10 protein-coding genes and 1 pseudogene are annotated in these 12709 nt (G+C 37.3%); 7 read left to right on the top strand and 4 right to left on the bottom strand.

The features are described 5' to 3' along the window. The first annotated feature begins 8 nt into the window (after positions 1-8). Genes AABJ51_RS13525 through AABJ51_RS13515 form a run of 3 tightly spaced genes read left to right on the top strand, consistent with a single transcriptional unit; the run spans position 9 to position 2733 of the window. A complete protein-coding gene (locus AABJ51_RS13525; protein ID WP_338372925.1) occupies positions 9-845 on the top strand; it encodes a glycosyltransferase in 837 nt (278 codons plus the stop codon). Then, positions 842-1864 carry an NAD-dependent epimerase gene (locus tag AABJ51_RS13520; protein WP_338372924.1) on the top strand — a complete coding sequence of 341 codons (1023 nt, stop codon included), beginning with the start codon at positions 842-844 and terminating at the stop codon, positions 1862-1864. Before AABJ51_RS13525 ends, AABJ51_RS13520 begins: the two co-directional genes overlap by 4 nt. 8 nt (positions 1865-1872) lie before the next feature. Continuing rightward, the gene (locus tag AABJ51_RS13515) at positions 1873-2733 is read left to right on the top strand and encodes an NAD(P)-dependent oxidoreductase (protein WP_338372923.1); all 861 of its coding nucleotides are present in this window, start codon (positions 1873-1875) and stop codon (positions 2731-2733) included. Positions 2734-2788: 55 nt separating this feature from the next. Here AABJ51_RS13515 and AABJ51_RS13510 read toward each other — a convergent pair whose 3' ends face one another. Both AABJ51_RS13510 and AABJ51_RS13505 read right to left on the bottom strand, forming a co-directional pair. After that, positions 2789-3502, bottom strand: coding sequence for a type 1 glutamine amidotransferase (locus tag AABJ51_RS13510; protein WP_338372922.1), 714 nt, complete (start codon positions 3500-3502; stop codon positions 2789-2791). Between the two features lie 30 nt (positions 3503-3532). Further along, a complete protein-coding gene (locus tag AABJ51_RS13505; protein WP_035331787.1) occupies positions 3533-4852 on the bottom strand; it encodes a YihY/virulence factor BrkB family protein in 1320 nt (439 codons plus the stop codon). Positions 4853-5168: 316 nt separating this feature from the next. Here AABJ51_RS13505 and AABJ51_RS13500 point away from each other — a divergent pair, with 316 nt between their 5' ends. The 3 genes and pseudogenes from AABJ51_RS13500 to AABJ51_RS13490 form a co-directional block, all read left to right on the top strand. Beyond that, positions 5169-6227 carry a lysylphosphatidylglycerol synthase transmembrane domain-containing protein gene (locus tag AABJ51_RS13500; protein WP_338372921.1) on the top strand — a complete coding sequence of 353 codons (1059 nt, stop codon included), beginning with the start codon at positions 5169-5171 and terminating at the stop codon, positions 6225-6227. A gap of 72 nt (positions 6228-6299) precedes the next feature. Then, the gene (locus tag AABJ51_RS13495) at positions 6300-7154 is read left to right on the top strand and encodes an alpha/beta hydrolase (RefSeq protein WP_338372920.1); all 855 of its coding nucleotides are present in this window, start codon (positions 6300-6302) and stop codon (positions 7152-7154) included. A gap of 215 nt (positions 7155-7369) precedes the next feature. Next, positions 7370-8392: pseudogene (locus AABJ51_RS13490) on the top strand (dipeptide epimerase); the annotation flags it as partial. Positions 8393-8415: 23 nt separating this feature from the next. Here the strand turns inward: AABJ51_RS13490 and AABJ51_RS13485 are convergent. Continuing rightward, positions 8416-9474 carry a DUF6340 family protein gene (locus tag AABJ51_RS13485; protein WP_338372919.1) on the bottom strand — a complete coding sequence of 353 codons (1059 nt, stop codon included), beginning with the start codon at positions 9472-9474 and terminating at the stop codon, positions 8416-8418. A gap of 641 nt (positions 9475-10115) precedes the next feature. Between AABJ51_RS13485 and AABJ51_RS13480 the strand changes: the two genes are divergently transcribed. Continuing rightward, positions 10116-10496 carry a GntR family transcriptional regulator gene (locus tag AABJ51_RS13480; protein ID WP_026626634.1) on the top strand — a complete coding sequence of 127 codons (381 nt, stop codon included), beginning with the start codon at positions 10116-10118 and terminating at the stop codon, positions 10494-10496. A gap of 65 nt (positions 10497-10561) precedes the next feature. Here the strand turns inward: AABJ51_RS13480 and recG are convergent, their stop codons facing one another. Next, on the bottom strand, positions 10562-12658 hold the full coding sequence (gene recG / locus AABJ51_RS13475) for an ATP-dependent DNA helicase RecG (RefSeq protein ID WP_338372918.1): 2097 nt from the start codon (positions 12656-12658) through the stop codon (positions 10562-10564). Between the last annotated feature and the right edge of the window lie 51 nt (positions 12659-12709).

The following is a 12709-nucleotide window of genomic DNA, read 5'->3' as shown; positions in this document are numbered from 1 at the left end:
GTAGAAATATGATTACATCTTCTATTGTACTTTATAGTACTAAAAAGGATATTGAAAAGAATGAAGAATTGGCTAAAGTCGTGAAATGTACTTCCGCTAGCACGGTTGATAAAATTTATGTGATTGACAATTCTCCGACAGCATTATTAAAAGAATTTGTAGAAAGCTTATCTGATAAGGTCGTATATATTTTTAATAATGCAAATCTCGGTTATGGTGCTGCTCATAATATAGCCTTGAATAAAGCAATGCAGATCAGTGCAGATTACCATATTATATTGAACCCCGATATTTACTTTGAAGATGGAACTGTTGAGTCTTTATTTTCTTATATGGATACTCATCATGATGTTGGGGCTGTAATGCCCATGATTAAATATCCGAATGGAGAGACTCAGTATCTATGTAAATTACAACCAACTCCATTTGATTTAATAGGGAGGCGTTTTCTTCCGAAGAAATTTACGTTGAAGCGCAATAGTAGATATGAGCTAAGGCATTCGGGTTATAATCGAATAATGAATGTGCCTTGCCTTTCTGGTTGTTTTATGTTTCTAAGAGTTGATATATTGAGACATACAGGTTTATTTGATGATCGTTTTTTTATGTATTGTGAAGATTTTGATTTCTATAAGCGTATTCATTTGAAGTATAAAACTGTATTTTTTCCGGAGGCCACTGTTATTCATGCTCACAAGAAGGAGTCTTATGTAAATAAGAAACTGCTTAAAATGCATATTCGGTCTGCAATAAAATATTTTAATAAGTGGGGCTGGTTTTTTGATAAAGATAGAAGAGTCGCTAATAAAGAAATATTGGACTGTCTAAATAATGTTGATAAATGAAACTTCTCCTCACAGGCACAGCCGGATTCATCGGATACTCTCTAACTAAAAAGCTGTTAGAAACAGATTCTGATATTCAGATTGTAGGTCTTGATAATATCAATGACTATTATGAGCTGAGTTTGAAGTATGGGCGTCTGGCTGACCTTGGATTTGACAAATCAGATATCGTTTATGGGAAAAAGATTGTCAGTTCTCTTTCGAAGAATTCATCTTTCATTCAACTAAAGTTAGAAGATAAGGCTGGAATTGATAGGCTGTTTGCCGAAGAGAAATTTGATATTGTTTGTAACCTTGCGGCTCAGGCAGGCGTACGTTATTCAATAGAGAATCCGTATGCATATATTGAATCCAATATAGTAGGGTTTATAAATATATTAGAGGCCTGCAGGCACAATCCTGTTCAGCATCTTGTGTATGCGAGTTCGAGCAGTGTGTATGGGATGAATGATAAAGTCCCATTTTCGGAAGAAGATAAAGTAGATTCGCCTGTAAGTTTATATGCAGCTTCGAAGAAATCAAATGAACTGATGGCTCATGCCTATAGTAATTTGTATAAAATTCCAGCAACAGGCCTACGTTTTTTTACGGTATACGGTCCGTGGGGAAGACCTGATATGGCTCCGTTCTTATTCACTAAGGCAATTGTGAATAATGAACCGATCAAGATATTCAATAATGGAAATATGCTGCGTGACTTTACTTATATCGATGATATTGTCGATGGAGTAATAAAGACTCTGACACATATACCCCAGACAGAGATTCCTTATAAAATCTATAATATAGGCAATTCGAAGCCGATAAAATTGATGGACTTTATAAGCGAAATAGAACAAGCCTTAAACAAAGAGGCTCAGAAAGTGTTTATGGCTATGCAGCCGGGCGATGTTTATCAGACATATGCTGATACATCAAACCTGGAGAATGATGTCAATTTTAAGCCTGATACACCAATTAAGGAAGGAGTAAAATCTTTTGTCGACTGGTATATCTCGTTTTATGGTATAACTAAATAAACATGATCATGTCAACACCAAGGATTACATGGATAGGATTGGGACACATGGGAACCCCGATGGTTATGAATCTCCTAAAAGGCGGATTCGATGTAGCGGTCTACAACCGTTCAGCAGAGAAAATAAAACCTCTTACCGAAGCAGGAGCTAAGTCTTTTGCTAAAATCGAGGAAGTAGTTCCTAATTCGAATGTAGTATTCACTATGCTATCGGATGATTCAGCAGTCACGTCTGTGTATGAAAATCTGATGAAATCGGATATATCGAAGAAGTTATTCATCAATATGAGTACTATTTCACCGGAGTTGACTATACGTTTATCTCAAGAGATCGAATCAAAAGGAGGTCATTATCTTGACGCTCCCGTATCGGGAAGTGTAAAGCCTGCGACCGATGGAACGTTGATCATTCTGGTTGCCGGACGTGAGATCGATTATGAAGCTTCAACTATGTTTTTCGAAAAACTGGGTAAGTTTTCCCTATATCTTGGAGAAGCCGGATTAGGAGCTAAGGCAAAACTGGCGATCAACTATTATATGTCTGTTGTAATCGAAGGATTAGCCGAAACTGTCCTTTTTGCCGAAAAAAACGGCATAGATCGTGAAACAATGATGTTCATTGTAAACGAAAGTGCTTGTGGCAGTGGTATGTCTAAGATGAAGACTCCTGCTATCATTCAGGATAATTATCTGGCGGCATTCCCGTTGAAGCATATGGACAAAGATATCCGTCTAGCTCAAAAAGAAGGATTGAATACCGAGGTGTCGACAGCTATGGCTCGTATCTTTGGAGAAGCTATGAAAGCCGACTTAGCGGATAAAGATCTTATGGCTGTAATAAAGGCTGTAAAAAGCGAATATTTTAAATAACCAGACAAAGCCTTGATTATATAGAAAGAGTCGCTGAAAGCGGCTCTTTTTGTGTTTAACCCGATTGTTTCGACAGGCGGTTCAATATCTCTGTAAGAATTTCATTGCAAGGGTTTATATATTGGCTGTTTCCTGTAATCTCTGATTGAGATTGGACGTATTCCGACCTTATTAATTCGTCCTTTCCGTTCTCTACCATATTTGCAAGAGAGTAGGGGGTTACTTCCAGATGGAACTGAAAACCGATCACCTTATCTTTATAGATAAAAGCCTGATGAGTACAAGCCTTGCTGTATGCAATATGCTCGCATTTAGCGGGTATATCGAATGTATCTCCATGCCAGTGAAATACGGGATTATCAAAATTCAGATCTTGGAATATTTTATGGGATTTACTAAAATCGGTTAAGTTTACCGGAAACCAACCGATCTCTACATCCTTGTTCCTTTTGACTTTAGCTCCAAGTACATCCGCAATTAATTGAGAGCCCAAACAGAACCCAAGTACCGTTTTATCCGAATTGATCGATTCTTTTATGAATTGTTTTTCTCCGGTCAACCACGGGTATTTATTATCTTCATATATATTCATCGGGCCGCCCATGACAATCAGCCAATCGAAATCAATTTGTTCAGGAAACTCTTCTTGTTTGTACAACAAAGAATATGTCAACTCATGATTGTTATTTTTTGCCCATGATTCAATATATCCGATTCCTTCGAAATCGACATGTTGGATACAGTGTATACGCAACTTTTGTTTATTCATTTTTCTGATATTATTAAATGCTTGCCGTTGTTATAAGTTTTTTACCAGAGTATCTTTTTCTTTTTCGAAAATCGTTCTTCTTATATCCTGAATTACATTCCATTCATCGAAGAATTCTCCATTTATATCGATATTGAAAAAATCTTCAGTACCATACGAATCGACCTTATTGAACAGGTAAGCAACCGATATCTTGTTTATATCCAGAGCCGGAATATAAGCCGGAACAATATCGTCATCGGATGGTGTTTCCCTGATAAGATTAAGCTCAAGCAATAAAAACAGGGCATCGCTGGTAACCCGTGTGGGTATTTTGAAGCGTTCGGAAATCTGGCTTGCTGTATATGGCTTATCTCCTTTTTCGAATTGCTTTACGATCAGTGTAATAATAAGCAGGATAACAAAGTCCTTGTAGCGGCGGCTTATATTCTTAGTGTCTTTTTCGTAGCTGAATTTCTTTACATTCTGATAGCCGAAACTCAGCTCTACCCCGATCAGAACGATCAGCCACGACAATTGCAGCCAAAGGAGCAGCAATGGCAATGCTGCAAAACTACCATATATTGTATTGTATTTTGATATCCATATCTGTCCGTTGATATATAATTGCTGGAATATCTGGAATGCCAGTCCGGCTATTATTCCCGCAAAAAGCGCACTGGAGAATTTTACTTTAGTGTTCGGTATGTATAAATACAGAAACGTAAACAATAAGACAGTTATTACATAAGGCAATACTTCTATAAATGGGTTGATTACCAATCCTATTAATTTAGTTTCTGCCGATGAATTCAACAAAATCGATAATCCCCCGTTGCAAACCAGAAATACAGGAGCAATAAGCAGTAGTGCTGTATAATCTGTAAACTGCCGGTAATACGACCTGTCGTTTTTGATACGCCAGATAGAATTAAAATTAGACTCTATTCCACCGATAAGATTCAATGCAGTATAGAGAAGAAGAACGAGTCCTATCCCTAGAAATACCCCGCTTTGAGCATATTCCAACGATTTATCGATAAAGGTCATTGCTTTTTCCAAAACCTCTCTCTGTCCTTCGAAATATCCGAATAGCTCGCTTTGAACGATATTCTGGAATCCGAATCCACGGGCAATGGCAAACAATACAGCTAACAGAGGAACCATAGATAGGAGCGTATTGTATGTAAGTGCGGCAGCTTTGGTATTTACCTGCCCCCAATCCATATTTCGGTATGCGAGAATCCCCGATTTTATCGCAGTATATATAAATGCTCTGGGTTTTCCGCTTTGTTTGGTATCCACTTTCCATATCCCGATACGAAGGAAATGCAGAATCTGAGTGACTAATTTTTTTATTTTATCAATCATAGTTTAAATCATCAAAATATGTATCACAATAACTATTCATTTCTTTTTCGTTTATTTTCAGGCAAAAAGATCTCTAAAACTATAAACGAGCTAAATTTAAACAATTACTGAAGGTCTATTGAATATGAACCCAAACAAAGATAAAATGTTCTCTTATCATATGATTTACTTTTTCCTGATTTTTTATTTTCACTTTGTCGAGTTGTGAGAAATGACTGAGAAATACGTTCAAAGTCCTTAGCCGTTTCCTAAAGAGAATATTCATATATTTGACTATTTTTGCAAATTACATAAGCTGATCTAATTATAAATTTAAATGCAAAATAAATCAGGTAAAATAAGTCTTTGGAAAATTCTCCTGCCTACATTCCTTGGCATAGGAGTAATCGTTTTTATGTTTCTCAAAGATTTATCAGGAACAGAAAACTCCGAAAAACTGGAACAACTTAAACAGATATCCATTACCGGAAATACAATATTCTGGTTCTTTATAGCTTTATTACTGATGGTAGGACGAGACCTTGGTTTTACGATACGCTACCGATATCTGACCGAAAAGGTGTTGTCTTGGAAACAATCATTGAAGGTTACTCTGCTGGCTGAGTTCGGTACCGCAGTTACCCCTTCGTCGGTAGGAGGGTCAAGTATGGCTATTTTATTTTTATCGAAAGAAAATATTCCGGTAGGACGCAGTACAGCTATGGTGTTTATCACAATGCTGCTCGATGAAATGTTTTTTGTAGTTACGTTTCCGCTTCTTTTATTTTTTGTACCGGTAAAAGAGCTTTTTCCGGAAGTATCCGCCATACAAATCGGCGTTATTTCTCTTTTTATTGCTGCCTATATTGTAAAATTTCTTCTTTGTGTGTGTCTTATTACAGGATTATTCTTTAAACCACAGGCTATAAAATGGCTTTTGGTAAAGCTTTTCAGGTTGCCGTTTTTGAGACGATGGAGTATTGCAGCCGAAAAGGCCGGGAATGATCTTATCCTTAGTGCAACTGAAATAAGAGGGAAAGGTATTCGTTTTTGGTTTCCTTTAGTAATGTCGACAGTACTCTCGTGGTGTTCACGCTTTTTTGTGGTAAATGCTCTTTTTATGGCATTTTTTCCTGTACAAGATCAACTATTGATCTTTGGTCGGCAGTTTGTGATGTGGGTGTTGATGATATTGAGCTTTACTCCCGGAGCAAGCGGATTGAGTGAGATCATATTCAAGCAGTATCTGAGTGCATTGATTCCTATTGCAGGATTGGTGCCTGTGATCATTCTTTTATGGAGATTACTTAGTTACTATAATTATCTTTTTATCGGAGCGATACTTGTTCCTCGATGGGCAAGTAAGGCCTTCTCGAAGGTAGATAAAGTTCAATAGTATATTTTAAATATAACAGGCTTTGGCTGTTACTTGCCAAATCAATAAACAGGTCTGAGACCTTAAATTTTTATGGAAAAAATAAAATCGGGATGCAGAACCCTTATTGTTCTGTTTATTTTTACATCTGTCTTATCGGGTTTTAGCTGTGCACAGGTTACTCAAATAAATGAAGTAAGTATATACAGCGGTAAAATGGATATTAATGTCAAAAATATCGTAATTCTGCCCGCAGATTATAACAGCCGGACTTCGAAGAAATATCCGGTTGTTTATCTATTGCATGGGCATGGAGGTAATCAGAATTCTTTTCTGAACATAAAGCCCAATCTTCCTGAACTTGCCTCAATAAACCAAGTTATATTCGTTTGTCCGGATGGAAAAGTCAGCTGGTATTGGGATAGCCCGACTGATCCGAAAACACAATACGAAACGTATGTTTCTAAAGAATTGATTGATTACATAGATTCGCATTACAGAACGATACCCGATAAAAGCGGTCGGGCTGTAACAGGATTCAGTATGGGAGGCCATGGAGCCTTGTGGATGGCTGTTACTCATCCTGAGACTTTTGGCGCAGCAGGTTCTATGAGTGGAGGTGTGGATATTCGTCCTTTTCCCAGAAACTGGAATATGTTGAACTCGTTGGGAACTTATACCGAAAATAAGGCAGTCTGGGATAGTCATACAATAGCAACACAAGTAGAAAAGCTCCGTAAAATAAGCCCGAACCTGATAATAGATTGCGGACAAGGCGATTTTTTCTTTAAAGTAAACGAAACTTTGCATAAAGATTTAACTGATAAGAAAATTAATCATACTTACATCAGCTCGCCGGGAGAGCATAATAGTGTATATTGGAATAAGACCTTCGATTGGCAATTGGCTTTTTTTGTCGAATTTTTCGCTGGTTCAAGACCCGATTAAAGTCATCCATCTTGTGAGGTTGGAATAACAAATGTATATTTTTGTGTAACCTTTGTTACCTTTTGAGTGATAGAAAGTATTTAATGATGTGTTTTAAAGCGATAACGAGCTCTTGCTGTTATGCTTGCAAAATCAACAATTAACAATCGCCGAAGCGAAGGCGAGGCAAATAAGTCTGTAACCTTAAGGTAAATGAAAATAGTAAAGAAATGGCAAGGCTGAATCTTAGATGGCAACCGTATGAGTTGCAGTTAAAATATCCGTTTACAATAGCAACTTATTCCAGGACGACAACACCGGTTGTACTTGTAGAACTGGAGTACGATGGAATCACAGGCTATGGGGAAGCCTCTTTACCGCAATATCTGGGAGCAACGCAAAAGACCGTTATTGATTTCCTTGAAAAAATCGATTTTTCGACATTCAACAATCCCGAAAAAATCGAAGAAATATTATCCTATATCGATAATATTGAAGCAGGAAATACCGCTGCAAAAGCGGCTGTAGATATAGCTTTACATGATTTGACCGGAAAGATAAAGAATAAGCCATGGTATAAGATCTGGAATCTCGATCCGTCTAAAACACCTTACTCGACCTATACAATAGGTATGGATACAGATGATGTAGTGCGTAAAAAAGTAGCCGAAGTTGCGGATGATTTCAAAATACTGAAAGTAAAACTCGGTGGGATAAACGACAAACAGATAATATCTGCCATACGAAGTGTTACAGACCTTCCGCTTGCTATTGATGCCAACCAAGGGTGGAAAGACCGTATGCAGGCATTAGATTCGATCTGTTGGCTTAAAGAACAGGGAGCAGTAATGATTGAACAGCCAATGATAAAAAATGATCTGGAAAGCAGCGCGTGGCTCACCTCACACAGCCCTTTGCCGATATATGCAGATGAATCAATTCAGCGCTTTGCCGATATGGAACGGATAAAAGGGGCATTCTCAGGTATTAATATCAAATTAATGAAGTGTACAGGTTTGCATGAAGCCTGGAAAATGATTACTGCTGCTCCGCAAATGGGTTTTGATGTAATGCTCGGGTGCATGACCGAAACATCTTGTGCTATTTCGGCGGCATCTCAATTATCTCCTGCTGTAAAATTTGCCGATTTAGACGGAGCATTGCTCATTACAAACGATTGTTTCTCGGGTACTAAAATAATAAACGGGAAGATTGTATTAAACGATCTTCCCGGTATAGGGGTAAAAAAAATATTCTGAATATAAAGCAAATAGAGCAGGTCTTACTCGCCGGATCGTCCGGTTATATCAAGGAGTTTGAAGTCTGCGTAACGAGTCAGAAGATCCTTTTTATACTGTTCTGCTCTCAGGTAATTCTGTTCGTCAACTCCCGTAAGAACCGCTTGTTTAAATAGGTCGGAAGAAATAGATACCCAACTGATAGCACCCATAAGGTTGTCGGTCAATTCATTTGCCAAAGCAATATTAAACGCAAGCCGAGCTTTTCTTTTGAATTTCGGTTCCTGATTGTAATCAGCTTCCCATATCTTCAGAGCTTCTGCCCATTGATCTTTCTGAGCCAATAATATAGCACTATTATTCTCATTAAAAAATAAACGCGGAGTTTCTACCCAATACGGAACAAGTGCATCAGCTATCTTTTCACCGGCATAACGGGCTGCTTCTTTAAGCGCATCTTCTCTTGAAGGAAGAGGATTATCCGAAACAAGATGATCATTGTAATACAAAGCCGTCCAATAAATACTATCGGTAAGAGTGAGCGAATTGGATATAAGCCGTCCTTCCTTCGAATAAATCGAAAAAGAAGCTGACATCTTCAGATCGAGATTATCTCCTTTAACCCCTAGTCCGTCATTATCCTGCAAGGCATTTGATATAACGAAAAATCTGTCGAGAGATATAATTGCATCGGAATTAGATATTTGACAAATTTCTTTAACAGCAAGGGAATCTATAGGTTTAATATCCTCATAAGACAAATCGTCTCTCAGAGGTTTGTCATAAATAGATACCTCTTTAAAGTAATTCAAATCTGCCAGACGATCATACAATGCTCCGGAAAGGATAATGCCCAGACTATCGGACGGAACAGATAATTCTTCGTAGATCGGATTTCCTTTCTTATCATATTTTTGTATTGTGCTCCCCTGAAATGCTGGCTGTACAACTAAATTATTAACAACGATAACATTTCCTATTGCCCCGGGCAAAGCGATCTGCGGAGGCTTCTGAACATTTATAACCAGTGATTGGGGTGCTGTACATGCTGCAAATGATACCACAGCAAGCAAAATTACAGATGGAAAGAATAACTTTCTCATATATGATAACTGTTTAATATTTTGATGAAATAGTCCTTTATAAGTATAATAAGGTCTTAGCAGCCTTACTTCCTAAACCAATTAAGATCTGCTCCCCTAGAGTTCTAAATACTAGCTTAATATCATTAAAAACTATCATTTATTTAGTGTTAGATACAATCTCAATTGAATTAGTACAAATATAACAAATACAAGTAATAGAAAGATTAAATATTCCGGTAATATTTTCTAATTATAAAGTACTCAATCCTCTTATTAAAATAGAAAGAACAATCACTTTTGTGAAAATTTATCTATACATAAAATGATCCTCATGATTTAGATCGTTGTATTTTAATAAAAGAATAAAATAGAAATTGATGGTATAATTTCTAAAGTAATCTAAAAAATATATTATCACTCTTTTTGGTCTATCTATAAATTTTCAGATTGAGCCTATTGATCGAAATATTTCGTTAATAAACACAAATGAGTCATACGTTAAAACAGGAATATAGAATTCCGTATATTTTTAAATAATTGAAAAAAAGCCTTTTATCTTGAATTAAAAAAAGTTAAAAAGTTTAAAATAACATTTCACGGCCTATTTATATAGAAAACTAGTGCTATATTTGTAATACAACACTCAAAATATCAAAGCTATGGAGTTCCATAAAAACAAACCCATTTACCTCCAGATTGTAGATGTTATATCTCAGAAGATAGTAACAAAAGAATGGAGAGAGGAAACAAAAATCCCAACAGTTAAAGAACTGGCAAAAGAATTAGAAGTAAATCATAACACCTTGATGCGATCACTCGAATTGCTTCAGAGTGAAGATGTATTAATGTCCAAAAGAGGCGTTGGTCTTTTCTTAACTAAAGATTCTTATAAGAATGCTTTGGATTTGATGAGAAGATCATTCTATGACAGCCAGGTTCCTGAGTTTTTTACTACGATGAATTCACTTAAGATTACTTTAGGTGAATTAATCGATCTTTACAAGACAAACAAAAGAGTAAGTGAAACGAGTCTTATCTAAGACTGTTAGGTGAAAAGAATTAAATCGAATATTCCGTCTAATAAACGGGGTATTCGATTTTTTTTTCAACTAATAAGCCCCCAGTTATAACGGTTTCCTCCCAATTTACGGAGTTGCTGCTTCAATACCTGATTTTCGTGGCGTTCAAGAGCAGGATCTTCATCAATAACCTTTTGTGCTATTTCACGAGCATAATACATTATCTGCGAATCCTTCACAAGGTCTGCTATTTTAAGATTAAATGCTACCCCGCTTTGCTGTGTCCCCTCCAAATCTCCCGGCCCTCGGAGCTTAAGATCAGCTTCAGCAATTTCGAAACCATCGTTGCTTTCAACCATTATATCGATCCGCTTTCTCGAGTCTGCCGATAATTCATACGGAGTAATAAGAATACAATAAGACTGATCGGCTCCACGTCCTACTCTTCCTCTCAACTGATGTAATTGCGAGAGTCCGAACCGCTGTGCACTCTCAATTACCATCACAGAAGCATTCGGCACATTTACGCCAACTTCGATAACGGTTGTGGCAACCATAATCTGAGCCTCATTACGCACAAAACGTCCCATTTCTTCTTCTTTTTCCGCAGGTTTCATTTTACCGTGTACCTTGCAAACGATATAATCGGGAAATACTTCTTTAATATGTTCAAAACCCTCTTCAAGGTTCTTTAAATCTATTTTTTCGCTTTCCTCAATCAGGGGATATACAAAATAAATCTGTCGGCCTTCATCCAACTGCCTTTTGATCGAGTTATACAAGGCTCCTCTTTTTTTATCAAACTGATGAATTGTCTGTATAGGCTTACGCCCCGGTGGGAGTTCATCTATAACCGACACATCCAGATCACCATACACAGTCATAGCCAGAGTACGCGGAATAGGTGTAGCCGTCATAACCAGAATATGCGGAGGATTAGTATTCTTCGACCAGAGCTTAGCTCGCTGAGCAACTCCAAAACGGTGTTGTTCGTCAATGACTACTAATCCCAGATTACTAAACTGAACGGTATCCTCAATCAGTGCATGTGTACCTATCAATATTTTGATATCTCCGGTCAGAAGGCTTGAATGGATTTCTTCCCTTGCTTTTTTACGTGTCGATCCGGTTAATAGCTCAACACGTATATTCAGCCCGAATAAGAACTCTTTCAGGGTATAATAGTGCTGAGTAGCCAGAATCTCTGTCGGAGCCATCATACAGGCTTGAAATCCGTTATCGAGGGCAATAAGCATAATCATTAATGCCACTAATGTTTTCCCGCTGCCGACATCTCCTTGCAAAAGCCGATTCATCTGCTGCCCGGTTGCCATATCCTGCCTTATTTCACGGATAATTCTTTTCTGCGCTCCTGTCAGTGGAAATGGCAGGTTTTTCTCGTAAAACGAATTAAAATTTTCTCCTACCTGAGAATACACAAATCCCTTCAATTTAGCTTTTCGGGCAGAAGTATATCTCAATATATTCAGCTGAATATAGAAAAGTTCTTCAAATTTGAGCCTATATTGAGCATCACGCAATATTTGAGGATTGGAGGGAATATGCACATTCCACATCGCCTCCTTTATAGACATCAGTTTAGCTTCCTGTAAGATATAGGGAGGTAGTGTCTCGGGCAGATTCTGTATTGCTGCACTTAGAGCAGATGATATTATTTTCTGAATAGCTTTCGAATTCAGAAAATGTTTTTTCATTTTCTCCGTAGTATTGTAATAACCGAAAAGACCTCCAATTTCGGTCTTTTCTTCTATATAAGGATCTATATCAGGATGAGCGATATTAAATTTACTGCCGAAAACCGTAGGTTTCCCGAATACTATATACGGTGAGTTTGTCCTATATTTATCGGTAACGAATTTTTGCCCCTGAAACCAAACCAGATCTACAAATCCTGTTCCATCGGTAAAATGCCCTACCAACCGTTTGTGATGACCTTCTCCAAATGTTTCGAATGCCGTAATACGTCCTTTCAACTGAATATAGGGCATATTGCCATCTATCTCATGAACGTAAAAAATACGGCTTTTATCGATGTATTTATATGGATAGTAATGTAGAAGATCGTCAAGAGTGAAGATCTCCAACTCTTTGTTGAGTATCTCAGCCTTTTTAGGACCTACCCCCGGCAGGTATTTTATGTCTGTATTTGAAATATCCGGCATTACGTTTAAACAGTTTAATCTTCGTATCTGTTTGTTTCTTTTTATCTTCTA

Source organism: Indolivaga capnocytophagoides, from assembly GCF_036511535.1.
GTDB classification, from domain to species: domain Bacteria; phylum Bacteroidota; class Bacteroidia; order Bacteroidales; family Dysgonomonadaceae; genus Dysgonomonas_A; species Dysgonomonas_A capnocytophagoides.
Note: the sequence above shows the minus strand (reverse complement) of the source record. Positions and strands in the feature narration are given on the sequence as shown.